Annotated in this window: 23 protein-coding genes; 8 read left to right on the plus strand and 15 right to left on the minus strand. The window is 70.9% G+C overall.

Translation table 11 applies throughout. The features are described 5' to 3' along the window. Positions 1–29: 29 nt before the first annotated feature. Both ACIGCK_RS12170 and ACIGCK_RS12175 read right to left on the minus strand, forming a co-directional pair. Positions 30–341, minus strand: coding sequence for a hypothetical protein (locus tag ACIGCK_RS12170; protein WP_138174608.1), 312 nt, complete (start codon positions 339–341; stop codon positions 30–32). Beyond that, on the minus strand, positions 338–1051 hold the full coding sequence (locus ACIGCK_RS12175; protein WP_212743498.1) for a TnsA-like heteromeric transposase endonuclease subunit: 714 nt from the start codon (positions 1049–1051) through the stop codon (positions 338–340). Before ACIGCK_RS12175 ends, ACIGCK_RS12170 begins: the two co-directional genes overlap by 4 nt. A gap of 290 nt (positions 1052–1341) precedes the next feature. Here ACIGCK_RS12175 and ACIGCK_RS12180 point away from each other — a divergent pair, with 290 nt between their 5' ends. The 3 genes from ACIGCK_RS12180 to ACIGCK_RS12190 all read left to right on the plus strand — a co-directional run bounded on the left by ACIGCK_RS12180 (position 1342) and on the right by ACIGCK_RS12190 (position 2797). Beyond that, complete coding sequence (locus tag ACIGCK_RS12180; RefSeq protein ID WP_138174610.1) at positions 1342–1665, plus strand: hypothetical protein; 324 nt, start codon at positions 1342–1344, stop codon at positions 1663–1665. 177 nt (positions 1666–1842) lie between these two features. After that, entirely contained in the window at positions 1843–2169 is a 327-nt protein-coding gene (locus ACIGCK_RS12185; RefSeq protein WP_138174612.1) for a helix-turn-helix domain-containing protein, read from the plus strand. A gap of 31 nt (positions 2170–2200) precedes the next feature. Beyond that, positions 2201–2797 carry a hypothetical protein gene (locus ACIGCK_RS12190; RefSeq protein ID WP_138174614.1) on the plus strand — a complete coding sequence of 199 codons (597 nt, stop codon included), beginning with the start codon at positions 2201–2203 and terminating at the stop codon, positions 2795–2797. Here ACIGCK_RS12190 and ACIGCK_RS12195 read toward each other — a convergent pair. The 3 genes from ACIGCK_RS12195 to dnaB form a co-directional block, all read right to left on the minus strand. After that, complete coding sequence (locus ACIGCK_RS12195) at positions 2748–3893, minus strand: hypothetical protein (RefSeq protein ID WP_138174616.1); 1146 nt, start codon at positions 3891–3893, stop codon at positions 2748–2750. The genes ACIGCK_RS12190 and ACIGCK_RS12195 overlap by 50 nt on opposite strands. Next, on the minus strand, positions 3890–4933 hold the full coding sequence (locus ACIGCK_RS12200; protein ID WP_171024262.1) for an ImmA/IrrE family metallo-endopeptidase: 1044 nt from the start codon (positions 4931–4933) through the stop codon (positions 3890–3892). Before ACIGCK_RS12200 ends, ACIGCK_RS12195 begins: the two co-directional genes overlap by 4 nt. A gap of 235 nt (positions 4934–5168) precedes the next feature. Next, positions 5169–6539: a replicative DNA helicase gene (gene dnaB / locus ACIGCK_RS12205; protein ID WP_330170745.1), complete on the minus strand. Its 1371-nt coding sequence runs from the start codon at positions 6537–6539 to the stop codon at positions 5169–5171. 579 nt (positions 6540–7118) lie between these two features. On the opposite strand from dnaB, the gene ACIGCK_RS12210 reads away from it, so the two are divergent. Both ACIGCK_RS12210 and ACIGCK_RS12215 read left to right on the plus strand, forming a co-directional pair. Beyond that, complete coding sequence (locus ACIGCK_RS12210) at positions 7119–8123, plus strand: hypothetical protein (RefSeq protein ID WP_396666380.1); 1005 nt, start codon at positions 7119–7121, stop codon at positions 8121–8123. Between the two features lie 91 nt (positions 8124–8214). Further along, a complete protein-coding gene (locus ACIGCK_RS12215; RefSeq protein ID WP_396666381.1) occupies positions 8215–9396 on the plus strand; it encodes a chaplin family protein in 1182 nt (393 codons plus the stop codon). 58 nt (positions 9397–9454) lie between these two features. Here the strand turns inward: ACIGCK_RS12215 and rplI are convergent, their stop codons facing one another. The 8 genes from rplI to ACIGCK_RS12255 form a co-directional block, all read right to left on the minus strand. After that, positions 9455–9907, minus strand: a complete 453-nt coding sequence (gene rplI / locus ACIGCK_RS12220; protein ID WP_330170748.1) for a 50S ribosomal protein L9 — start codon at positions 9905–9907, stop codon at positions 9455–9457. A 9-nt stretch (positions 9908–9916) separates the two neighbouring features. Beyond that, the gene (gene rpsR / locus ACIGCK_RS12225) at positions 9917–10171 is read right to left on the minus strand and encodes a 30S ribosomal protein S18 (protein ID WP_292815389.1); all 255 of its coding nucleotides are present in this window, start codon (positions 10169–10171) and stop codon (positions 9917–9919) included. Positions 10172–10245: 74 nt separating this feature from the next. Further along, the gene (locus ACIGCK_RS12230) at positions 10246–10752 is read right to left on the minus strand and encodes a single-stranded DNA-binding protein (protein ID WP_396666383.1); all 507 of its coding nucleotides are present in this window, start codon (positions 10750–10752) and stop codon (positions 10246–10248) included. A 5-nt stretch (positions 10753–10757) separates the two neighbouring features. Next, positions 10758–11114: a 30S ribosomal protein S6 gene (gene rpsF / locus ACIGCK_RS12235; protein ID WP_330172066.1), complete on the minus strand. Its 357-nt coding sequence runs from the start codon at positions 11112–11114 to the stop codon at positions 10758–10760. 211 nt (positions 11115–11325) lie between these two features. Then, positions 11326–11553, minus strand: coding sequence for a hypothetical protein (locus tag ACIGCK_RS12240; RefSeq protein ID WP_396666384.1), 228 nt, complete (start codon positions 11551–11553; stop codon positions 11326–11328). A 140-nt stretch (positions 11554–11693) separates the two neighbouring features. Continuing rightward, a complete protein-coding gene (locus tag ACIGCK_RS12245) occupies positions 11694–12068 on the minus strand; it encodes a DUF779 domain-containing protein (protein ID WP_330170750.1) in 375 nt (124 codons plus the stop codon). A 144-nt stretch (positions 12069–12212) separates the two neighbouring features. Continuing rightward, positions 12213–13760: an aldehyde dehydrogenase family protein gene (locus tag ACIGCK_RS12250; protein ID WP_396666386.1), complete on the minus strand. Its 1548-nt coding sequence runs from the start codon at positions 13758–13760 to the stop codon at positions 12213–12215. A 144-nt stretch (positions 13761–13904) separates the two neighbouring features. After that, complete coding sequence (locus ACIGCK_RS12255) at positions 13905–15233, minus strand: transcriptional regulator (RefSeq protein WP_396666388.1); 1329 nt, start codon at positions 15231–15233, stop codon at positions 13905–13907. A 209-nt stretch (positions 15234–15442) separates the two neighbouring features. Here ACIGCK_RS12255 and cofD point away from each other — a divergent pair, with 209 nt between their 5' ends. Next, the gene (gene cofD / locus ACIGCK_RS12260) at positions 15443–16429 is read left to right on the plus strand and encodes a 2-phospho-L-lactate transferase (protein ID WP_396666389.1); all 987 of its coding nucleotides are present in this window, start codon (positions 15443–15445) and stop codon (positions 16427–16429) included. A gap of 12 nt (positions 16430–16441) precedes the next feature. Here the strand turns inward: cofD and ACIGCK_RS12265 are convergent, their stop codons facing one another. Together ACIGCK_RS12265 and ACIGCK_RS12270 are read right to left on the minus strand one after the other, a co-directional pair. Further along, positions 16442–17869, minus strand: coding sequence for a CCA tRNA nucleotidyltransferase (locus ACIGCK_RS12265; RefSeq protein ID WP_396666391.1), 1428 nt, complete (start codon positions 17867–17869; stop codon positions 16442–16444). A gap of 71 nt (positions 17870–17940) precedes the next feature. Continuing rightward, positions 17941–19467, minus strand: a complete 1527-nt coding sequence (locus tag ACIGCK_RS12270) for a methyltransferase (RefSeq protein WP_396666393.1) — start codon at positions 19465–19467, stop codon at positions 17941–17943. A gap of 139 nt (positions 19468–19606) precedes the next feature. Here ACIGCK_RS12270 and ACIGCK_RS12275 point away from each other — a divergent pair, with 139 nt between their 5' ends. Beyond that, positions 19607–21757 (plus strand): DUF6049 family protein, encoded by a 2151-nt coding sequence (locus ACIGCK_RS12275; protein WP_396666395.1) that lies wholly within the window; start codon positions 19607–19609, stop codon positions 21755–21757. Beyond that, positions 21750–23342: a murein biosynthesis integral membrane protein MurJ gene (murJ, locus tag ACIGCK_RS12280; protein WP_396666397.1), complete on the plus strand. Its 1593-nt coding sequence runs from the start codon at positions 21750–21752 to the stop codon at positions 23340–23342. The genes ACIGCK_RS12275 and murJ overlap by 8 nt, the downstream gene beginning before the upstream one ends. Positions 23343–23388 lie beyond the last annotated feature (46 nt).

Below are 23388 nucleotides of genomic sequence, written 5' to 3' on the forward strand. Positions count from 1 at the left end.
GTGAGTAGTCGGGGATCGGGTGCCGGGACTCAGGCCGTGTCACGGAGGGATGAGCCGCTCTCCGCCGTCACGCGAAGATGCCGCGCCGGTGGCTGCACGACGCGCGTACCGAGCACTTGCCGCAGGTACTCCTCAACGGCGCGCAGCAGCTGGGCTGCCGCTTCCTTGTCCGCTCTCGGTGACTGCGGGGGCACCGGCAGGGCCACGGGGATGCCCAGCGCCTCGCATGCTCGCGCCGTGTCGGCCTCGCGGTCGCGCTCCGATCTCGTCGACCGCTCCGGGCCAGCCTCCTCGAAGAGCAGGGAGGGAGTGCCAGGTCGAAGGTCGTCTCGTGCGCTCATGTCAGCTCCAATACGCTCGTCGTGCTCAACAGGTGGGACAGGTCCGTGCGCAAACGCTGTGTCCACAGCAGGTGCAGCACGAGGGAACGGGCGAACCGCTGCTCTCCCGCGATCGGAGTCACGGCACGCACCGCTTCCCCGAACGTCACAGCGGCTCCCAGCACGGTCGCCGCGGCATCGACCTGCCCGGGATCGAACTGGAAGCTGCGCCGGTACCCGGCGAGGAACTGCACATTCGCCAGCAGCACCGGATCGGGCTCGGAGCACACCCGGTACTCCCAGCCATGCGCCTCGACCTCCCGCCGCGTCCAGTCCAGCGAGTCCCGCACCGCCGGGACCTGCAGCTTCGCCGCCGGCTTCACATCGACAACGCACACCAACCGGTCTGTGTGCGAGATCAGATAGTCCGGGATGTGCCTGCGGGTCGTGCCGTGATCGTCGCCCTCCATCAGGAACGGCTGGGACAGGATCCAGTCCACTCGCGGGTCGAAGTCGCACAGCAGCAGGTTCGCGTACTCCAGCCGCGACTCGTACCCCACGGGCGCCTGCATCGTCGCGGACCAGTACGAGCCGGAGAAGTGACGCTGCTTGCGGTACCAGCGGAACTCACGCCACGGCACCGCCGCCGCGAACACCCCCAACCGGGCATCCGGCAGCGAAACGACGTCGACGTGATCCTGCATCATACGGATCCGGATCGTCGACGCCACCGCGATCATCCCCGACCCGGCTCCCCGGCCCGCAGCTCACCATCGCCCGTGTCCCCGGTCGGAACCTGACAGCGGTGCGTGCGCATGAACACATGCTGTTGCCCCGCGACCGCGCAGCGGAACTCACCGACGCCACAGAAAGAAGTGAGCAGCTTTGTACTAAATCACTAAACAGCTAATCACTAGTAAATGTCACATTCACTACCAAGCTCGATGTTGCGCCTGTCAGATACACAACAAACCTCCGCCGACCAGTCGGCGGCGTCCGACGCATATGAGACACTCGGAGCATGACGGCGATCCACCCGATTGCCCCCGAAGACTCCAAAGCGCTCTTCGGGAACAGCTACATGCACACCGTGCTGGTCGAGATCACCCGGCACGGCGATGAACCGTTCTCCCCGAAGCAGATCATCGACGCCACCGGACTGCCCGGCGGGATCATCCACCCGCTCATCAAGAGGCTGAAGTCCAGGCATTTCATCGAGTACCTGGGCCGTGTGCCCGGGGAGAAGACCACGCTGTACCAGGTCCGCGACAACCCCTACATGCGCGCCGCCCGCGAGTACGCCGAAGCTGCGCCCGAGATCCCGCAGCATCGAGCCGCCAGCTAACCCACGGCGCCCCGGATCGACCCACAGCTCGGTCGCGACGACCGGTGAGCGACGTGTTCGACGTGCGTCGCGCCACCACGTGCCACCGCTGCCGAATTCGCAAGGTGCGGCGTCCAGAGCACACACTGGTGCGTTCTCCATGTTTCATGAATCTTGAATTTGATCTAGACTGGGTAGGTGCCAACCCTTGCCCGCGCGGCCGAGCTGTCGAAGGCGGTCTTCGGCAGCGAGCACATGCTTTCCGTGATGTGGCAGATCTCGCAGGCACCGGACGCAACGTTCAACGCTCCCGCCATCGAACGGGCCACGGGCCTGGCCGGGAGCATCGTGCACGGCATGCTCGCACGACTCAAACGCGCCGGCCTCATCGAGGTCGTGGGCCATCTCGAGGGAGAACGCACCCTCGCCTACCAGCGTCGCGACCATCTCGTATGGCAGGCGGCATCTCAACTCACGTCCGAGGTGACTGACACCCTGGGCATCGGAGGCCCCTATGACAGCTAGCCCCTCCACGACCGTCGCCGGGACGTCCGGGGTGAGTTGGCAAACCGGTGCCCATCGCGTCCACGTCGACCTCGAGCTTCACCTCCCGGAGATCCAGCGCCGCCGCGCCACAAACGCGGCGGGGTCTGTACAAGACCTGGACACTCTGCGGTTCCTGCTGACGCTCCCCGTCGATCAGCCCACCGCCCTCGCGGGCCTCGATGCGTACGAGCGGCGCCTGGCTCGGCGAGCCGTCCGCTGCGGGTTCGCCGAAGAGCGCGCCGTCGCCCGCAGCCAGTCCACTCTCATCCGAAGAGCGGAGCCTCCCGTGACGGTGCGGCTGATATCGGTGTTCGGCCCGTTCCGTCGCAGCACCCTGCAGTTGGCGACGACATTCGCCCCCTACGGGCGTCGTCGACTCGTCGTCCCCTCTGGACGGCTCGACGAGATATTGTTGCTCGAAGCAACCTTCTACGGTGTCGGCGTTACGGTGGCCGACGCCAACGGCGAGCGGACCGTCGCCGCGTCGGCGCCCTTCCAGCCCGCCCGGTTCACTGGCGCCTCCTGGCTGTTCGCTGAGCGCATCTACGGCCAGGCGCTCAGCTCAGCGACCGCCACCGGGCAAGTGTCGGCGGCATCGAGATCATGACACCCGTGTGCTGGGCGAGCCGAACATGCTCCGCTTCAGCCTCCGCCAGACGCTGATTCCACCACCGTGCCACTTGAGAGGTCCCCATCGAGGTGACGATACCTGCGATCTCGTCCAGCGCGGCCAGATTGTGCAGGTGAGCCCGGAGCCGATCCTCATCGGAGCCGGTGAACGAGTCCACCGCGCGTCCCTCACAGTGGCGACACGGGCACGGCCACGGAGTCGCGCTGGCGAACCACTTCAGGTGCATCTCGCTGGACCGGGCGAATCGCATCAGCTCCGGCATCAGCACGTGCGGCGTGCGATCACCAGGGCGACTCGAGTACGGTCGGCTGCCCGGCACCGGCAGGCGCCGCAGGCTCGGGATCTGCCCGATCACGGCCGCGCGAGCGCCGGACGCGAACGCATCGATGCCAGCGAAGTCCGCCCGCCACGGCACCGCACCCTTCACCTCGCCGAAGAACCGGCGATACGACTCCGGCGCCCCCTTGAGATTCAGAGGATCACCCGCCTTCGCTCCCAGCGCCAACGCCACCGGATGACGGCTCCGCGCGGCGACCGCGATCAACTGCGAGATGTGATCCGGCGTCGACCACTTCTGATGGACGGCCAACGGGAGGATCACGTCGTCGCGGTCGATATTGTCCGCAGCCGCGAGGACCGCCTTAAGCGCCCCCGGGTCTGCGACGTCCACAAACCCCGCTGGGATCACCGCGACCGCCGCGCCTGCATCGCGCTGCGCCTGGAGAGTCTCCTCCACCGTGGGCGCGATGAGCGCATCCACCGGTTCATCGATAATCAACGGGCGCTCGGCCGTCGCCGGAGCGAGCACCGAAGTCGGCTCGATAAGGAAAACCAAATCCTGATGCCGCGCCCGCAGGCGCCAGGCGGTCTGAAGAGCCGTCGGCCCCGACAACACCATGCCGCCGTGTTCCATGTTCACGTGCGGGGCGGTCTGCATCGTCTCACCGCCAGCCATCGTGAACACTCGCCCGCCCAAAGTGCGCTCGACCAGCGTGGCACCGGCGAGCGACTCACGCGTCGTCCGCGAAACCAGAGAGCTGTCGACCACCTCGATGTTGGCCCGATCGGTCATGCTGCGCTCCTCACGTAAAGGTCTTCGAACTCGTCCTGAACCAGGAACGCGTCGCGCGCGAGCTCTGCGACGCTCTCACCCTCATTCAGCCGCTGCTGCACCACCCGGTCGATCAGACCAGGATGTTCCTCGGCGATCGCTACCGGCTCTACGCTCCGATATCCGGCGCGGGAGAGCTCGATGTTCAACTGCCGGTAACGGCCCTCGCTGATCACATCCAGATCCACCGCACGCCGCAGCAGCGCCGCGATCGACACCCGCCACTTCGACTTCAACCGTGCCAAGCCCGGGATCGTCACCGGTGCCGCCGCCAGATCCATGCGCACATCCTGCGCCGGCATCAAGAACTCCGCCGCGAACCGATCCGCCTCAGACTCCTGCGTCTCCGACGGCACCTGATGCATCACCGCGTGCGCAAGCTCATGCGCCAGCGAGAACCGCTGCCGATCCGGCGGAATGTGATCTCCCAGCAGCACCACTGGTCGCTGTCCTTCCGGCCAGCTCACCATCGCATCGATCCGCTCCGACCCCAACGATCGCTTCACCACCACAACCCCGGCATCCTCCAGCGAGCGCACGAGGTCTTCCAGCGGACCGGACGCGATACCGATCGACGCACGCACCTCCTGCGCGATCTCCTCCGGAGTATCGAAGCCATCGGGCGGAAGCGGGTGCCGCACCAGCCGCACCGGCGTGTCTCCCGCGACGAGCCCCGTCACTTGCAAGTGCAGCAATTCCAGTTCTGCCCGCAACCGGTTCGCCACCGACAGGGGCAACGTGGAGCGCTTGCGATGGAACACATACGGCGCCGCTCCCTCATCCACCGGGACCGTCAGCAGCACCGGTGGAACACGCAGCACACCGCTCAGCTTCTCCAGGCGGTCGGGGTCCAACTCCACCAGCCCGGATTCCGCCTTCGACAGCACCGCTTGCGAGATCCCCGTGGCTTCGGACAACGCACCCTGCGTCCACCCACGCGCAACTCGGACCGTGCCGAGCATCACCCGGCCGGTCCGGCGATCAGAAGCAAACTCTGCCATGACTCCCATCTTAGTCAGCGCCTCCGACAATCGCGCGATCCATGTGCAGAAATATTCTCGCGTGTTGGATGTGAACAGCCCACTCTGACCGCGACCCCACGCCAGACCGGGTCGACGGAGATGAGCCGCCCGATCACGTCGATGCCAAATCCATCCACCGCACTTGGCCGAATGGCCAAGTGCGGGCCAAGTTGACACAGAAACGGCCATCTTCACGTGGAACCTACAACTGGCGTCAGACCGCCGGCGCCATGTCCGTGAAGCGCGAGAAGTGGCCCTGGAACGCCACGGTCACGGTGCGCGTGGGGCCGTTACGGTTCTTGGCCACGATGAGGTCGGCCTCGCCGGCGCGCGGGCTGTCGGCCTCGTAGGCCGCCTCGCGGTGGAGCAGGATGACCATGTCGGCGTCCTGCTCGAGCGAACCCGACTCGCGCAGATCGCTGATCGCGGGCTTCTTGTCCTGCCGCTGCTCCGGCCCGCGGTTCAGCTGTGAGAGCGCGATGACGGGCACCTGCAGCTCCTTCGCGAGCAGCTTGAGCGCGCGGGAGAACTCCGACACCTCTTGCTGGCGGCTCTCCACGCGCTTACCGCTCGTCATGAGCTGCAGGTAGTCGATGACCACCATCTTCAGGCCGGCACGCTGCTTGAGCCGGCGGCACTTGGCGCGGATCTCGACGAGGGTCATGTTCGGGCTGTCGTCGATGTACAGGGGCGCGTCGTTGATGCGGCCGCGGGTGGCGGCGATCGTCGTCCAGTCGCGCGAGTCGAGCGACCCCTTGCGCATCGTGTGCAGCGGCACGGCGCCCTCGGCGCTCATGAGGCGCATGGCGATCTCGCTGCGCCCCATCTCGAGCGAGAAGAAGATCGTCGGCAGGTTGTGACCGATCGCGGCGGCACGCGCGAAGTCGAGCGCGAGCGTCGACTTACCGAGGGCGGGTCGGGCGGCGATGATGATCAGCTGGCCGGGGTGCAGACCGTTGGTGAGGTCGTCCATCTCCTGGAATCCTGTCGGCACGCCCATCATCATGCCGTCGCGGCCGCGGGCCGCCTCGATCTCCTCGACCGCGGCATCCACCGCGACCGTGAGTGGGACGTAGTCCTCGGCGGTCTGCGTGCCGGTGACCTGGTAGATCTCCGACTGGGCGTTGTTGACGAGGTCGGCCGCCTCGCCCTGGCCGTCGTAGCCCATCTGCACGATGCGGGTGCCCGCCTCGACCAGACGCCGCAGCAGTGCCCGCTCGGCGACGATCGACGCGTAGTAGCCCGCGTTGGCGGCGGTGGGCACGATGGACGTGAGCGTGTGGAGGTAGTCGACGCCGCCGGAGCGCTGGAGGTCGCCGTTCTTGATCAGCTCATCCGTGACCGCGACGACGTCGGTGGGCTCTCCGTGCGAGTAGAGCGAGAGCACCGCGTCGAAGATGACCTCGTGCTTGGGCACGTAGAAGTCGACGCCGCGCAGCGTCTCGATGACGTCGGCGACGGCATCCTTCGACAACAGCATGCCGCCGAGAGTGGACTGCTCCGCGAGGATGTCGTGAGGCGGGGTGCGCTCGCTGGAGCGTGGTGCTCCCCCGAGTCGGTCGTCCGAGATGTCCGCGATCGACACCGCACTCCCTTCCGCCTGCCGGCTGTTCGTTGCGCCTGGTCCTGCCACGCTCCGCGGAGCGCTTCGACGCGCACCTCTGCCGTGCGCACATTTTTCGACGCCGGGCGACGACTGCGCCCCGCCGGCGTTCCCGCACCAGCACAGCAGCAGCCTCCGACACCCGCCGGATCGACAGACCCGGTACTCCCCCCGAAAGTGCGCTCCCTCACGTTAGGGGCGCCTTATTCGCACCGCAAGACGGCCTGTGGATAACTGTGTGGAGAAAATCGCCGACACGCCGCCGGTCCTGTGCACAACTCCTGTGGAAAACGCCCGGGAAGTCGCCGGACGGACACTTTTTTATCAAGCTTGATCAGGCTTTATATGTTTCACACCCTGTGGATTCACAGCAGCTTGAACCGGGGATTGAGACTTGCGCTTTTCTCCCCAATGGTTGTGCAAAACGTGTCCCCCATTCGGAGGACAGGTGCGATTCGCCGTGCGACCGGGGGGTTTACATCGCATGCGATCGGGCGTACCTTCTCTCGAATCTGATGCGGTATACGCATTCGACGCAAGGTCCGACCGGGGGGTGAGGACATGGACGTCGCAGAGACGACCGGCGATGGCGGGTGGCGGCGGCTCGCGCTGCTCTGCCTGGGCGGCGCGGCGCTCGGCACCGCCCTCGCCTTCCTCATTCCCGCGGCGGCACAGGCCGACAAGGGCGATGACGGCTCGGGCCTGCTCGGGGTCGTCTCCCAGACCGTGGATGCCGTGGAGCACACCCTGGGCGGGGTCGTCCAGGCGGCGGATCCCGCCGTCACCTCCGTCGTGGAGACGGTCGCGCCCTCCGCACCGGCGCCTCCCGCCCACGATGTCGCTCCCGTGCCCCCGCCTCCGTCGCCCGCGACCACCGTCGGCTCCGTCGCCCACGGCCTCGCCTCCACCGTCGACACCGCGGTGGGCGGCGTCGTCGAGACGGTCGGGGATGCCGCCGCATCCGCCCCCGTCGCCGCCGTCGTGAAGCCCGCGGACGAACTCGTCGCCGCGGCACCCGTTCTCTCGCACCTCAGCTCCGCGCTCGAGTTGCCCACGGCACTCGGCGCGCTGGCCGCCTCGCTCGATGACACTCTGGCTGCGGTCGTAGGGAGTCCCGGCGCGGACGCCGGCCTCGCCATTCCGCTCCCAGAGGCGCTGCACCGCGCTCCGCCCGTGGATGCCGCCCCGTGGGTAAACGCTCCCGTCGGGTCCCTACTGAACGAGCCCGGCCCCGGCGACACCGCGGGCGACGTCGCCCTCGCACCCGCCGCCGCGGTCAGCGTGCTCGTGAGCTCTGCGCCTGCGCCCTCTCTGATCGCCGGCTCAGCCGCGTCGGGCCCTCGGCACGGCGCCGCCGGCCCGACCGACCCGCTGTCGGCCGCCTGGTCGCTCATGACCGCGCCCGCGAGCTCGGGCGCCGGGGTGGGCGGCGCCGGGTTCGCGCTCGTGGGCGCGCTTCTGGGCGCCGTCCTGATCCCCGCGCCGAGGCGCGGCGGTCGGGCACTCCGCGTGCCCCGCCGCGCACCGCTTCCACCGACATTCGCCACCGACGTCACCCCTGACTGAGGGAGCTTCCGCCGCGCCTCCGCGTGCGGCAGAAGCCATCGGCGCGCCGACCGGCGCCCCGACCCCACTCATTCACTCAGGAGAAGACATCATGCGAAGGATCATCACGCGCGCGCTGTACGGCGCGCTTCTCGGGGGCGGCATCGCCCTCGTCGGCACCGGCATCGCTCACGCCGCCGACACCTCCGGCGAGGACGGCCTCGCCTCCGGCACGCAGGGCCTCATCGGCATCACGGCCCCAGTGACGGTGGGCGGCAACGCCGTATCGCTCATCGGCGACAGCGAGACCGCGGATGCCGAGACGACGCCCGCGCCCGCGGAGCCCGCACCGGCGGGATCCACCTCGGGTGCCGACGGGGCCGCGTCGGGGAGCCAGGCCATCATCCAGGTCGACGTCCCCGTCACCGTCTCGGGCAACGGGATCTCCGTCGTCGGGGACAGCTCGAGCGATGGCGCGACCACCGAGTCATCCGTCCCCGCCGAGGCTCCGGCGCCTTCCGAGGCACCGGCCGACACCGCCCCCACGACGGACGGCGAAGACGGGATCGCCTCCGGCACCCAGATCGTCGCGCCCGTGCAGGCGCCGGTGACCGTCGGCGGCAACGCCATCTCCGTCCTCGGCGACAGCGAGAGCGAAGGCACCACCGCGGCACCCGCCCCGGCAGCCGGAGACACCACCGGCGAGCCCGCGACAACCGGCGAAGACGGCATCGCCGGAGGCACCCAGCTGGTTGCGCCCGTGCGGATGCCGATCACCGTCGGCGGCAACGCCATCTCCGTCCTCGGCGACAGCGAATCCTCCGGCACGGCGACCTCGGCTCGGGCCGGCGGCACGACCGGCGGCACGCCGGTCACGACCGGCGGCACGCCGGTCACGACCGGCGAGGAGGGGCTGCTCGGTGGCACCCAACTGGCTCTGCCCGTGTCCCTCCCGGTCACGCTGGGCGGCAACGCCGTCTCCGTCGTCAGGGACAGCACGACGACGGATCCCGTGACGAGTGCACCCGGTGACCCCGGAACCCCCGGGGCTCCCGGCACCCCCGGAACGCCCGGCACCCCGGGAACTCCGGGCACGGCCGGCAGCACCGAGACCGGAGGGTCGGCCATCACAGGCCAGGCATCGGGAGCGATGCTCGCGTCCGTCGGGTCGACGGCCCTCGCGTCGACGGGGTCAACGCCCCTCGGTCAGCTCGCGCTGGCAGCGCTGATCCCGCTCCTGGCGGGACTGGGGCTGTGCGTGGGCGCGGTGTCCCCGCACCGCCTCCGCGCCTGAGCCCAGACGACGGATGCCGCGGGCCCCGAAGGACCCGCGGCATCCGTGCCGGTCGCGCCTACTTGGCCGCGACGACCACCAGCGTGATCACGGCGGTCACGTCGTCGCGAAGACGAACCGTGGCCTCGTGCTCGCCGATCGACCTGATCGGCGACGTGATGTGGATCTTGCGCTTGTCCAGGTCGCCGAGACCCGCGGCCTTGACCGCATCGGCGATGTCGCCGGTCTTGACGGAACCGAACAGGCGACCCTCCTTACCGGCCGTGACGGCCAGGCGGACGGAGGAACCCTCGAGGTTCGACTTGAGGGCGAGGGCCTCTTCGTGATCGTGGATCGCGCGCGACTCGCGGGCTGCGCGGATGGACGCAACCTGCTTCTCGCCACCGCGCGACCACGCAACGGCAAAGCCCTGGGGGATGAGGTAGTTGCGGGCGTACCCGTTCTTGACCTCGATGACGTCACCGGCGCTGCCGAGACCGGCCACCTCGCTCGTGAGAATCAGCTTCGACATGAGAACTCCTTAGCGGCCAGCGCCGGCGTAGGGCAGGAGCGCCATCTCGCGGGCGTTCTTGATCGCGGTCGCGATGAGGCGCTGCTCCTGCACCGAGACACCGGTGATACGACGGGCGCGGATCTTGCCGCGCTCCGAGACGAACTTGCGAAGCGTGGCGACATCCTTGTAGTCGATGACGCCGACGCGGGTCGGCTTCGCGGGAGCGGCGTTCTTCGCGCCCTTCCGCGGCTTGCGGCGGTCGCCGCTTGACTTTCCAGCCATGTGGTTTTCCTTTGGGTGAGGGTCGGATGCCGCAGGTCACGCGCGGGGGCGGCCGGCGCGGCATCCGGAATCGTTCAGAAGGGGGTGTCGTCGCCGTAGGCGCCGGGGGCGCTCCAGCCGTCTGCGCCGCCGCCGGTGTTCGACTGCGCGGGCGTCGCCCACGGCTCGTCGGCCACCTGCCCGCGGTTCTGACCGCCGCCGCCACCGCCGCTGCCGCCCTGCGCGCGGGTGACCTGCGCCGTGGCGTAGCGGAGCGAGGGGCCGATCTCGTCGACCTCGAGCTCGATCGAGGTGCGGTTGTTGCCCTCGCGGTCCTGGTAGTTGCGCTGCTTCAGACGCCCGGTCGCGATGACCCGCGCGCCCTTCGTCAGCGAACCGGCGACGTGCTCGGCGAAGTCACGCCAGACGCTCGCGCGGAGGAACAGCGCATCGCCGTCCTTCCACTCGTTTGCCTGACGGTCGAACGTGCGCGGCGTCGACGCGATCGTGAAGTTCGCGACGGGGAGCCCGTTCTGCGTGTAGCGCAGCTCGGGGTCGGCCGTGAGGTTTCCCACGACGGTGATGATCGTCTCGCCGGCCATCAGACTTACGCCTTCGCTGCCTTGGCGGGAGCGGCGGCCTTGCGGGCGGCCTTCTCCTCGGAGCGCTTCTTCTCGGCGGCGACGAGCGCGATGGCCTCCTCGGCACGCAGCACCTTGGTGCGCATGACGGCTTCGGAGAGCTTGAGCTGGCGGTCCAACTCCTGCGTGGCCTCGCTCGTGGCGGTGAAGTTCACGACGGCGTAGATGCCTTCGTTCTTCTTCTGGATCTCATACGCCAGGCGCCGGCGACCCCAGATGTCGACGTTGTCGATCGTGCCGCCGTCATTCGTGATGACCTTGAGGAACTTGTCAAGGTTCGGGGCGACCGTACGCTCGTCGATCTCGGGCTGCAGGATGACCATGAGCTCGTACTGGTGCGAGTGCGTCACTAACCCACCTCCTTCGGACTAGAACGGCTGCCGGGCATTTCCCGGTAGCAGGAGGGTGTGTGCACGTGTCTCGGGCTTACGTGGACAGGGCCACCGCCAGACAACCTCTCTACTCTAGCCGATCCGCGCGGATGCCGGGGAATCGGGGGTCGAGCGCGCATTCACCCGCTCGGCGCGCGTCCTCTTACATGCGCGTGGCGGGTCGGACGGAGATCCCGAGCGCTCGGGCGCACCCGAGCGTCACGCACGTCAGCGCCATCGTGCCGATGTAGACCACGAGCTGCAGGGGGTCCTGACGCGTCTGTCCGGTCAGCGCGGTCGCGACGGGCAACCACGCGATCGTCAGCATCCACGGCCGTGACCGGCACCCGCTGGCCGCCGCCGACCGCGTCGGCCCGAGCCTCGCCCGCATGATCCCGCTTCTCGGTCACCGCCACGTCCTCCGGTCGCTCCGTCATCGGGGGCGTTCCGCCACCGCCCGCGGCGCCCAGTCTGCCGTGAAACGGCCCCGGCGCTCCGGCGCCCCGCCCGCGTGCGGGGCGCGCGCCGCCGTCAGCCCACGCCGAGGTCGGCGAGCTCCGGCTCGCTCAGCATCCGCGAACGGATGAGGAAGCGCATCCCCGTCGGCCCCTCGACGCTGAACCCGGCCCCTCGCCCCGGCACCACGTCGATGGTGAGGTGCGTGTACTTCCAGTACTCGAACTGCGACTCCGACATGTAGACCTCGATCGGGTCGTCCAGGCCGGCGTCGATCGTGCCGAGCAGCACGTCGGAGGGACCCGTCACGAACATGCCGACGGGGTAGCACATCGGTGCGCTGCCGTCGCAGCAGCCGCCGGACTGGTGGAACATGAGAGGTCCGTGCTGGGTGGTCAACTGCCGCAGAAGGGATGCCGCGGCATCCGTCGCGGCGACGCGTTCGGTCATGTCTGCGCTCCTCTCGAGCCTCGCTGTGGGCCCCTTCGTCCGCGATGACGCTCGGCATCGCGGGGTGTACATTGCGGACGACGGGGTGTGGCGGCGTCGGGGCGGGCACCCGGGGGGAAAGAGGATGCCCGCCCCCCGCTCGGATCAGAAGAAGCCCATGGGACCTTCGGCGTACGACACGAGCAAGTTCTTCGTCTGCTGATAGTGATCGAGCATCTTGAGGTGGTTCTCCCGCCCGATGCCCGACTGCTTGTACCCGCCGAACGCCGCGTGCGCCGGGTACTGGTGGTACGTGTTCGTCCACACGCGCCCGGCCTCGATGCCGCGCCCCGCGCGGTACGCCGTGTCGCCGCTGCGGCTCCACACCCCCGCGCCGAGGCCGTAGAGCGTCTCGTTCGCGATCGACATGGCCTCGTCGAACCCGTCGAAGGAGGTGACCGAAACCACCGGCCCGAAGATCTCCTCCTGGAAGATGCGCATGTCGTTCGTCCCCTCGAACACGGTCGGCGCCACGTAGTAGCCCTCCGCGAGATCGCCCCCGAGGTCCACCCTCTCGCCGCCGGCGAGCAGCTTCGCGCCGCCCTCCTTGCCGATCTGGATGTACGACAGGATCTTCTCGAGCTGGTCGTTGGATGCCTGGGCCCCGATCATCGTCGCGGGGTCGAGCGGGTTGCCCTGAACGATCCTGCCGACCCGCTCGAGCGCGTCCCCGAGGAACCCTTCGTAGATGGAGCGCTGGATGAGCGCCCGCGACGGACACGTGCAGACCTCGCCCTGGTTCAGGGCGAAGAACGTGAAACCCTCGAGGGCCTTGTCGTAGTAGTCGTCCTTGGCCCGGGCGACGTCCTCGAAGAAGACGTTCGCGCTCTTGCCACCGAGCTCGAGGGTCACGGGGATCAGGTTCTGCGACGCGTACTGCATGATCAGGCGCCCCGTCGTCGTCTCACCCGTGAACGCGACCTTGCGGATGCGCTTGTGCTGCGCGAGCGGCGCACCCGCCTCGATCCCGAACCCGTTGACGATGTTCACGACACCCGGCGGCAGCAGGTCGCCGATGATGTCGAAGAGGAAGAGAAGGGATGCCGGGGTCTGCTCCGCCGGCTTGAGCACGACGCAGTTGCCCGCCGCAAGAGCGGGGGCGAGCTTCCACGTCGCCATGAGGATCGGGAAGTTCCAGGGGATGATCTGACCCACGACGCCGAGCGGCTCGTGGAAGTGGTACGCCACGGTGTCCTCGTCGAGCTGGCTGAGCGACCCCTCCTGCGCCCGCAGCACGCCGGCGAAGTAGCGGAAGTGATCGACGGCGAGGGGGATGTCGGCGGCGAGCGTCTCGCGGATCGGCTTGCCGTTCTCCCACGTCTCGGCGACGGCGATCTTCTCCAGGTGCTGCTCGATGCGGTCGGCGATCTTGTTGAGGATGTTCGCGCGCTCGGCAGGGCTCGTCTTCCCCCAGGAGGCGAACGCCTTCCAGGCGACGTCGACGGCTCGGTCGATGTCCTCGACGGTGCCGCGGCCCACCTCGCAGAACGGCTTGCCCGTGACGGGGGAGATGTTCTCGAAGTACTGGCCCTTCACCGGCTCGACGAACTCGCCGCCGATGTAGTGCCCGTAGCGGGAGCGGTACTCGGCGAGCGCCCCGCGCTGGCCGGGAGCGGCGTAGACGCTCGAGACGCCCTCTTCGACGATGGTCATGTCTGTCTCCTTCGACGTGTCATGAGTGCCGGGCGTAAGGCCGCGGCAGGTGGCACGACGCTATGCCGCGCAACGTTGCATTCCGTTGCACGCCCCGGGCGGCGGCCCCGCGCATCGGGCCGTGGGCCGAGCGCCGCCTCCGTGTCAGCCCTCGAGGCGCTCCAGACGCGCCACGAGCCCCGCGCGCCGCGGCGAGCGGGAGGGCAGCAGGCGCAGGCAGAGCTGCAGCACCTCGGCGTCGTCGGCCGCCGTCTCGGTGTCGGCGTACGCCAGCAGGACGTCCACCCGCGCCTCCGCGAGAAGGGCCTCGCGGAGGGCGAGGTGCACCCCCTGGCGGAAGTCCTCCACGCCGGGTCCCACCGACTCCGGCAGCACGGCGCCCCGATAGGCGGCGAGCGCGACGCGGTGGGCGCCCCGGTCCAAGAGCGACAGCACCTGGTGGGCGTCGGTCTCGAGGTCGGCGAGCAGCCGGTACGGGCGCGAGGCCGGCACGAGGTGAGGGGCGACGCGCTCGAGCACCTTCCGCAGCCGCACCATCTCGGGTCGCAGCGTCTCGGGTCCGGCGCCCGCGCCGTAGACCAGGTCCGCGAGAGCCTCCGCCGAGAGCCCCTGGCGGTGGGTGGCGAGCATGACGAGGATCTCGGCGTGACGGGCGCTCAGTTCCGTCACCGTGTCGCCGCCCTCCCGGGCCACCTCCAGCAGCGCGCGCGACCGGCCGAGCACACGCAGCGTCGAGCGCGTGGGCTCGGCGGCGGGCGGACGCGGGCGTCGTCGAGCGGGAGACGCGGCCTGCTCCCGGGCACGCAGGCGCGCGACGAGCAGCTCTCCCTCGACGGCGCGCGCCGTGGCATCCACGAGAAGCTGCGCCTGAGGGGTGACGGCGCTGGCCCCGCCCGTGACATCGATCACCCCGAGGATGCGCCGGGTCTCCGGATCGTGCACGGGGGCCGCCGTGCAGCTCCAGGGCTGCACGAGCCGGTTGTAGTGCTCGGCGCCGTGGATCTGCACGGACCGGTCGAGCGCGAGCGCCGTGCCCGGAGCCGCCGTGCCGACCGCCGCCTCCGACCAGTTGGCGCCGGCCACGAAACCCATCTCTCCCGTGAGGCTGCGCACGTGCCGATCGCCCTCCACCCACAGGAGCCTGCCCGCGGCATCCCCCACGGCGACGGCGACGCCGGCGTCCGCGGCATCACCGGGGAGCAGGAGGGCGCGGATCATCTCGAGGGCCCCCGCGAGCGGATGCGTGCGGCGGTACTCCTCCAACTCCTCGGCCGTCAGGGCGACGGGTGGCAGAGCCTCGGCGCCGACCATGCCCGCGAGCGAGCGTCGCCATGATTCCCGCACGAGCGGCCGGACATCGCGCAGCCGCTCATCGCCGGGATTGCCCAGCACGAGCTCGTCGTGCGCGCGCTCGATCAGCAGACGGGATGTCTGCGGCGAGACCTCCCGGCGCGGCGACCACGGCGACGGCATGCGCCCCCCATCTCCAGTGACGGTTCGCACAGGATACCCGCCATCTCTGTCCCGGCCCAGGGGCCTGACGTCGACGACCCGCGCCACCAGCAAGCTCCACAAGGGCACGGTGCGCGGTCGCGCGGTCGTCGCCCCGTAAAGCCGACGCCGGATCTCCGTCGCGACATCCGAGGGGCGGCCCACCGGATGCCGCGGCTAGCGTTGAGCCCATGAAGGTGACGGTGCTGGCGGGCGGCGTGGGCGGCGCGCGGTTCGTGCGAGGCGTGCGCGAGCACGCGCGGCGCTCCGGCGACATCGAGCGGATCGACGTCGTGGTCAACACCGGCGACGACTGGTGGCTGGCGGGAGTGCGCATCTGGCCCGACCACGACTCCCTCCTCTATACCCTCGCCGGCGAGAACGACGACGAACGCGGGTGGGGCCGCCGCGGCGAGAGCGAGCGCGTCGCCGCCGAGCTGCAGGCGTGGGGCGTCACCCCGCCGTGGTTCACGCTCGGCGACCTCGACCTCGGCACCCACCTCGCGCGCACGGCGTGGCTGCGCGCGGGCGAGACCCCGAGCCAGGTCGCCCGCCGGCTCGGTACGAGGTGGGTCCTCGGCGTCACGCTGCACCCCGCCACCGACGACGAGATCGACACGCACGTCGTCGTCGAGGGCGGCGACCGGATGCACTTCCAGGAGTGGTGGACCCGCCACCGCGCCTCGCTGCCGGCGATCCGTTTCGAGCAGGCGGGGATCCCGAAGGCGAGCCCCGCGCCCGCCGCCCTCGCCGCCATCGCGGCGGCCGACGTCATCCTGGTCGCGCCCTCCAACCCCGTCGTCTCGATCGGTCCGATCCTCGCTATCCCCGGCATGCGCGACGCCCTCCGTCGCGCCCCCGCCCCCGTCGTGGGCGTGTCGGGCATCATCGGCGGAGCCGCCGTGCGGGGCATGGCCGACTCGTGCCTCGTCGCGATCGGCGTGGAGACGGATGCCGCGGCCGTCGCCCGGCACTACGGAGCGCGCTCGCGAGGGGGGCTGCTCGATGGCTGGCTCGTGGCGGAGGAGGACGCGGCATCCGCCCCGGCGCTCACGGCCGACGGCATCCCGAGCGTCGCCGTCCCCCTGTGGATGCGCGACGCCGACACGTCGGCCCGCCTGGCCGCAGACGCGCTCGCGCACGCGTCGACGCTGTGGACGGACGCGCGTCGGGCCTGAAGCGACCGGGTCTCAGCCCTGCTGGGCCCACCACTCCCGCAGGCGCCGCTCCGCCTCGTCCGGACCGAGCACGCCCTCGTCGAGCCGCAGGTCGAGCAGGAACCGGTAGGCGGCACCCACCTGCGGGCCGGGCCGCAGGCCCAGCACCTCCTGGATGCGGTTGCCGTCGAGCTCGGGGCGGATCGCGTCGAGCTCCTCCTGCGCGGCCAGCTCGTCGATCCGGCGCTCGATGTCGTCGTACGCCGAGCGGAGCCGGGCGGCCTTGCGCTTGTTGCGGGTCGTGACATCGGCCCGCGTGAGAATGTGGAGGCGCTCGAGGTTCTCTCCCGCGTCCCGCACATACCGGCGCACGGCAGAGTCGGTCCAGGTGCCCTCCGCGTAGCCGAAGAAGCGCAGGTGCTGCTCGATCAGCTGCGTGACGGCCGCGGTCGTGGCGGTGTCGAACCGCAGCGCGCTCATGCGCTTGCGGGCCAGACGCGCCCCGACGACGTCGTGGTGGTGGAAGCTCACGCCCCCTCCGGGTTCGAGCTTGCGCGTCGCGGGCTTGCCGATGTCGTGCAGCAGCGCCGCCAGGCGCAGCACGAGGTCGGGCGCCGCGCCGGGTCGTCGCACGCGCTCGAGGTCGATCGCCTGGCGCAGCACCGTGAGGGAGTGCTCGTAGACGTCCTTGTGGTGGTGGTGCTCGTCGACCTCGAGGCGGAGGGCGGGGACCTCGGGCAGGAATACCTCGGCGAGCTCCGTGTCTACAAGGATGCGCAGGCCCAGCACGGGGTCGGCCGACTGCAGCAGCCGCACCAGCTCGCCCTGCACGCGCTCGGCGCTGACGATCGAGAGCGATTCGCGCATGCGCGCCATGGCCTCGAGCGCGGCCGCATCGACGGCGAACCCGAGCTGCCCCGCGAAACGGGCGGCCCGCAGCATCCGCAGCGGATCGTCTCCGAAGCTGACGTCGGGGGATGCCGGGGTGCGCAGCACGCGCGCCAGGAGATCCTCAACCCCTCCCGTCGGATCGACGAGGCGGCGCTCCGGGACCCGCAGGGCCATGGCGTTCACGGTGAAGTCGCGGCGGCCGAGGTCGGCCTCGAGCGACTCGCCGAACGCGACGACGGGCTTGCGCGAGGCGCCGTCGTACGCGTCGGCGCGATAGGTCGTGATCTCGACCTGCTCGCCCCGGACCCGCGCGCCGATCGTGCCGAAGTCGCGCCCCATGTCCCACTGCGCCGTGCTGATCGGGGTGACGATGCGGAGGATGTCGTCGGGCCGGGCGTCGGTCGCGAAGTCGAGGTCGTTGGTGGCCCGGCCGAGGAAGGCGTCCCGCACGGGGCCGCCGACGACGGCGAACTCGAACCCGGCGCCGGCGAACGCGTCGGCGAGCGTCGCGACGACGGGCGAGGCCGCCAGGGCCTCGAGTCGCGCGAGGCCCTCGGCCATGCTCACCATGCCTCCCAGCCTACCCAGCGGCGCACCCGCCCCACGGAGCCGCACGCGCCCCGCCGGTGGTTCACCGGGGCCTACAAGCCCGCGAAGCGCAGCAGCCCGTCATCGAGCAGGTCCCGGACGCGCGGCAGCAGGTCTTCGCGCAGCGCCGCGGCATCCACCTCCATCAGCTGGGCGATCGCGTCGATCAGGCGTCCGACCGGCAGCTCGCCGTCGCACGCGCCGACGAGGGCCGCGAGCGCGGGGTCCACGGGGATCGTGCGGGAGAAGCCACCGCCCTGCCGCAGCTCGATGACGCTCGGGTCGGCGGCACCCGGCAGGTGGTGGCGGGCCTCGGTCACGTCGTCGGCGACCTGCAGGACGGATGCCGCGAGCCCGTCGTCGTCGAGCGCGCGCTGCCGGTCGTGCGCCACGAGGCACGCCGCCAGGTGCGCGCCGAGCGCGCGCTCGGCCACCGGCTGCGCCACGCGCTCGTACCGGGCGAGCGTCGGACGTCCCTCCCGAGGGCGGCGCAGCAGGATGTAGCCGAAGCCGATCTCGTCGACCCCCCGCGCCGCGAAGTCGTCCAGCCACGCCGAGAGCAGGGTGTCGTAGCCCGGGCTGCCCGGCACCGTGCCGCCGTCGCGGATCCACAGCTCGGCGTAGGCGACGGGGTCCAGGCGTTCCCGCTCGATGACCCACGCATCCAACGCGACGGGCGAGAGGGCCACCCACTCCCGCACGCGCTCGAGCCCGTCCTCCCCGTCCCGGTACTCCCAGTTGCCGAGCAGCTGCGCCGTCCCCCCGGGTGAGAGGTGGGCTCCCGCGCCCGTGACGACGGCCCGAACGAGATCGTCGCCCTCCAGTCCGCCGTCGCGGTACTCGTAGGCGGGCACCCCCGTGGCCCGCGGAGTGATGACGAAGGGCGGGTTGGAGACGATGCGATCGAAGCTCTCGCCCGCAACGGGCTCGAACAGGCTCCCGTGCCGCGTCTGCACCCCGGCCACGTCGTTGAGCAGGGCGTTCAGCCGGGCGAAGCGCAGCGCCGGCTCGGAGACGTCGGTCGCGACGACCGCCTCGGCGGCCCGGCGGGCCCGCAGCGCCTGGATGCCGCAGCCGGTCCCGAGATCCAGCACACGGTCCGCCGGCACGGGCAGCTGCAGCCCCGCGAGCGTCATCGACGCGCCGCCGACGCCGAGCACGTGGTCGGGCGCGATCGGTCCGCCGAGCGCCACCTCGTCGAGGTCGCTCGCGATCCACCACTCGCCGGCGCCCGCATCGTCGACGAACGCCTGCGGGCGCACCACCGCGAGCGGGACGATCCCCGCGGCATCCTCCCGCGCGAGTCCCAGCGCCACGAGTCCCGCGACACCGCAGCGCGGCAGAGCCCGCTCCAGCTCGCCGGAGGAGACGGGGTCGCCGAGCCAGAACAGGCGTGCCAGCGTCGCCGCGGCGTCATCGACGCGGGCCAGCGCGCGGCGCACCGGCAGCGCGCGGCCCCGGCCGAGCGCCTCGTCGGCCACCACGCCCCACAGGGCCCGCAGCCGCGCGGAGGTGTAGCCCGCGGCATCCAGATCGGCGGCGAGCGCGGCACACAGGGACGGGGAGGGTTCGGGGATCACTCCTCCATTCAATCGCGGCGCGCGCGCCCGCTCAGGGAGCCCGGCTGCCGCCACCGTAGAATCGGGCGGAACGTGCGAGCGCCCTCGCACCCCAGCTGACCCCGGACTGACCGTGACGCACCCCCATTCTGGTTCCGGCGTGCGGACCGGATCCGCGTGCGCGGCATCCGCATCCCGCCCCCGCGCCCGGCTCGCGATCTTCTTCGCGATGCTCGCGCTGGCGCTGCTCGCGCTGTCCGCGGCGACGGCTCCGGGCGCGAGCGCGGCCCCGCTGCCCACGCCGAGCCCGACGGCGACGGCGGATGCCGGGGACGCCCCCCTCGTCACCGTCGCCGCCCTGAACCGGGGTCTCGTGCGCACCGGCGAGCCGCTGTCGGTGTCGGTCGTGGCCGAGAACCCGTCGGATGCCGAGCTGGAGCCGACGACGGCGGGCGTCTCGGTGGGCACGGCGCCGATCACAGACCCGGCGATCCTCGACGGGTGGCTCGCGAACACCACGGATCTCGAAACGGCCGTGCTCGACCGGCAGCCCGTCCCCGCCATCGCCGCGGGCGAGAGCGTCGCGATCACGTCCAGCATCGCCGCCGAGACGCCCGGCTGGGCGGGCCTCGCACCCGGGGTCTACCCCATCGAGGCCGCCGTCGGCGCGAGCGAGCGGGCCCGCGGGGCGATCGTGCTGCTCGACGCGGCCGCCCCGCCGGCCACCGCCCCCGTCGGCATCGTCGTGCCGATCACGGCGGGCCCCCGAACGACGGGCCTGCTGAGCGCGGAAGAGCTCGCCTCCCTGACCGCCGCAGACGGTCGGCTCACACAGCTGGTCGACGGCGTGTCGGGATCCGCGGCCGTCCTCGCGATCGATCCCGCGATCGTCGCCTCCATCCGTGTTCTGGGCACCGCCGCCCCCGCGTCGTCGACGGAATGGCTGGCCCGGCTGGAGGCCCTGCCGAACACCCGATTCGCCCTGCAGTTCGCAGACGCGGATGTCGCGACCCAGGTGCATGCCGGGCTCTCCGGTCTGCTCGAGCCGCGGGGGCTCGCCTACGCCGTGGACCCGGCCGACGTCGCCGAGGACACCGCGACGCCCACCCCCGCCCCCACCGGCGCGCCGGCGTCCCCATCCCCGGCGCCGACGGGGGAACCCGACGACGGAGGTGAGCCCGTCCTCCCCGACCTCGCGGAGCTGACCGAGATCCCCGGCGCCCGCAGCGGTGTCTTCTGGCCCGCCGAGGGACACGCGGACGACGGCGTCGTGCAGACCCTCGCGGCGTGGGCCGAAGCATCCGGAGACACCCCCGATCCGCTGACGCTGCTCGCCTCCGACGCCGCCGAGCGCGACACCGTCACCGCCGCGGGAACCGTGGGCGACGCCGACGTCCTCGTCTACGACTCCGCCGCCTCGGCCGCACTGACCGCCGCTGCCGAGCCCGGCGACACGTCGCGCGCCGAGGCGCTGGCGACCCTCTCCGCTCACCTTGCCCTCGCCACGACGCGGGCCTCCGGTCCCGTCCTGCTCGCCGTGGACCGCCTCGACGAGGCATCCGCATTCGGCCTGCAGACCGCCCTCGGCGGGGTGTCGGGCTACCCGGGTACCGCCCCCCTCGGCTGGGACGAGCTGCGCGCCGCCGAAGCCACTCCCACCAGGGCGCTCGCCCCCGCCCCGGCCGAGCACGTGGATGCGTTGCAGCGGCTGCTCGTCGGCGAAGAGCGGCTGGAGGTCTTCTCGGCCGTCATCGACGAACCCTCGCTGATGCTCGAACCCGAGCGCACCGCGATCCTGCAGCTCATCGGCGCCGGCTGGTTCGACGACGAAGAGTGGCCGGCGGCGATGGCGGACCACGCGGAACAGACGCAGGCGACGCTCACCGCCGTCGAGTTGCAGCCGCCCTCCACGATCCAGCTCATCAGCCCGGAGGCGGGCCTGCAGTTCTTCGTGCGCAACGATCTTCCCTGGGCCGCCAACGTCGTGCTCGTCGCGGTGCCCGACAACCTGCGCCTGGATGTCGAGCGCACGACCGTCGTGCGGGCGGAGCCGGGCGTGAACACGCGTGTGCAGGTGCCCGTGCGGGCCCGAGTCGGCAGCGGCGAGGTCGACATCTCGCTGCGGCTGCTGAGCCCCACGTCGGAGCAGGTGGGCCCGGAGCGCGTCGCCGAGGTGCAGGTGCGCGCCGAATGGGAGGCGATCGGGATCGTCGTGCTCTCGGTGCTCGTGGTCGGCTTCATCGCGACGGGGGTCGTGCGCACGGTCCTGCGTCGCCGGCGCGCGAAGCGGGCGGAGGAGACGAGTGGCTAGCCTCGGCCGCGCGAGCGCCGTCCTCGCCGCCGGCACCCTGATATCCCGGGTGACCGGACTGGTGCGCTCGGTCGTGCTGGTGCTCGCGCTCGGATCCGTCGCTTCGGGAGCGGCCGATGCGTTCGCCATCGCCAACCAGCTTCCGAACAACATCTACGCGATCATCTCCACCGGCATCCTCACGGGCGTGATCGTCCCCCAGATCGTGCGGGCGGCCGCGCACGCCGACGGGGGCGGCGCGTTCGTCTCCAAGCTGCTGACGCTCGGGACGGTCGTACTCGTCGTCACGACGGGCCTCGCGACGCTCGCGGCACCCTGGCTCGTGCAGCTGTTCGCCACGTTCACGGGTGCGCAGTACGCGCTGACGGTCGCGCTCGCGTACTGGTGCCTGCCGCAGCTGTTCTTCTACGGGTTGTACGCGCTCGTGGGCGAGACCCTCAACGCGCGCCGCGTGTTCGGGCCGTACACGTGGGCCCCGATCGTCAACAACGTCGTGTCGATCGCCGGGTTCGGCATCTTCATCGCCCTCTTCGGGCCGCACCGCTCCGACGTGCTCGACTGGTCGGCGGACATGATCACGGTTCTCGCCGGAACCGCGACGCTCGGGATCGCCGCACAGGCGCTGCTGCTCGTCGCCTTCTGGCGTCGCGCCGGCCTGCGCGTCCGGCCCGACTTCGCGTGGCGGGGCATGGGCCTTCGCCACATGGGAACGCTCGCATGGTGGACGTTCCTCATGGTGATCGTCGGCCAGATCGCGGGCCTCGTGCAGACGCGCATCGCCAGCCAGGCCTCGGAGATCGCCCCGTCGATCGCGACCATGAACTACGCGTGGTTCATCTTCATCCTCCCGTACTCGGTCATCGCCGTCTCGATCGGCACCCCCTACTTCACGCAGCTGAGCGAACACGCCGCCGCCGGCCGCCACGACGAGGTGCGTACCGATCTCGCGGCGAGCATCCGCAGCGTCTGCTTCTTCATGGTCGGAGCCCTCGCCGCCGTCGCCGCGGCGTCGGTCGCCGTCTCGCGCATCTTCTCGGAATCGGCGCCGGATGCCGCGGAGTTCGCCCTCGTGCTGGGTGCGTACCTCGTCGGGCTCGTCCCGCTCTCGATCCTCTACATCGTGCAGCGCACCTTCTACGCCTACGGCGACACCGTGCGCCCCTTCGTCTTCACCCTCGTGCAGGCGGTGCTCGTCGTCGTGACGGCCGTCGCCGCCTCCGCCGTGCTGCCGATCGAGCGGCTCGCGGCCGGCATCGCGCTCGGCCAGTCGCTCGCGGGTCTCGTGCAGCTCGCCCTCGCCATCTGGCTGCTCCGGCGCAAGCTCGGTCGCCTCGAGCTCACCGCGACGCTCGGATCGCTCGCGCGCTTCTTCGCGGCGGGCCTGCCCGCGGGAGCGGCCGGGTGGGGCCTCTTCCTCGCGTTCGGGGGCGTCGGAGGCTGGGCCGCGGCATCCGTGCCCCTGGCCGTCGTCGGCACGATCGTCATCGGCGCGGTCGTCGCTGCCGTGTACGTCGCCGTCCTCGCGGCCTTCCGTGCGCCCGAGCTGGCGGTGCTCGGAAGCGTCGTGCGCCGCTTCCGCCGGTGATCCGGCGGGTGAACGCGTTATGACGGGCGTGCCAACCCTTCCGGTC

The sequence above is a fragment of the Microbacterium sp. NPDC078428 genome (genome assembly GCF_044542535.1).
GTDB lineage: Bacteria > Actinomycetota > Actinomycetes > Actinomycetales > Microbacteriaceae > Microbacterium > Microbacterium limosum.

Coding starts and splice junctions, on each gene's coding strand:
- ACIGCK_RS12170 (WP_138174608.1), bottom strand. CDS start 341: ATGAGCGCACGAGACGACCTTCGACCTGGCACTCCCTCCCTGCTCTTC.
- ACIGCK_RS12180 (WP_138174610.1), top strand. CDS start 1,342: ATGACGGCGATCCACCCGATTGCCCCCGAAGACTCCAAAGCGCTCTTC.
- ACIGCK_RS12195 (WP_138174616.1), bottom strand. CDS start 3,893: ATGACCGATCGGGCCAACATCGAGGTGGTCGACAGCTCTCTGGTTTCG.
- ACIGCK_RS12200 (WP_171024262.1), bottom strand. CDS start 4,933: ATGGCAGAGTTTGCTTCTGATCGCCGGACCGGCCGGGTGATGCTCGGC.
- ACIGCK_RS12210 (WP_396666380.1), top strand. CDS start 7,119: ATGGACGTCGCAGAGACGACCGGCGATGGCGGGTGGCGGCGGCTCGCG.
- ACIGCK_RS12215 (WP_396666381.1), top strand. CDS start 8,215: ATGCGAAGGATCATCACGCGCGCGCTGTACGGCGCGCTTCTCGGGGGC.
- rplI (WP_330170748.1), bottom strand. CDS start 9,907: ATGTCGAAGCTGATTCTCACGAGCGAGGTGGCCGGTCTCGGCAGCGCC.
- rpsR (WP_292815389.1), bottom strand. CDS start 10,171: ATGGCTGGAAAGTCAAGCGGCGACCGCCGCAAGCCGCGGAAGGGCGCG.
- ACIGCK_RS12230 (WP_396666383.1), bottom strand. CDS start 10,752: ATGGCCGGCGAGACGATCATCACCGTCGTGGGAAACCTCACGGCCGAC.
- rpsF (WP_330172066.1), bottom strand. CDS start 11,114: ATGGTCATCCTGCAGCCCGAGATCGACGAGCGTACGGTCGCCCCGAAC.
- ACIGCK_RS12240 (WP_396666384.1), bottom strand. CDS start 11,553: ATGCGGGCGAGGCTCGGGCCGACGCGGTCGGCGGCGGCCAGCGGGTGC.
- ACIGCK_RS12245 (WP_330170750.1), bottom strand. CDS start 12,068: ATGACCGAACGCGTCGCCGCGACGGATGCCGCGGCATCCCTTCTGCGG.
- ACIGCK_RS12250 (WP_396666386.1), bottom strand. CDS start 13,760: ATGACCATCGTCGAAGAGGGCGTCTCGAGCGTCTACGCCGCTCCCGGC.
- ACIGCK_RS12255 (WP_396666388.1), bottom strand. CDS start 15,233: ATGCCGTCGCCGTGGTCGCCGCGCCGGGAGGTCTCGCCGCAGACATCC.
- cofD (WP_396666389.1), top strand. CDS start 15,443: ATGAAGGTGACGGTGCTGGCGGGCGGCGTGGGCGGCGCGCGGTTCGTG.
- ACIGCK_RS12265 (WP_396666391.1), bottom strand. CDS start 17,869: ATGGTGAGCATGGCCGAGGGCCTCGCGCGACTCGAGGCCCTGGCGGCC.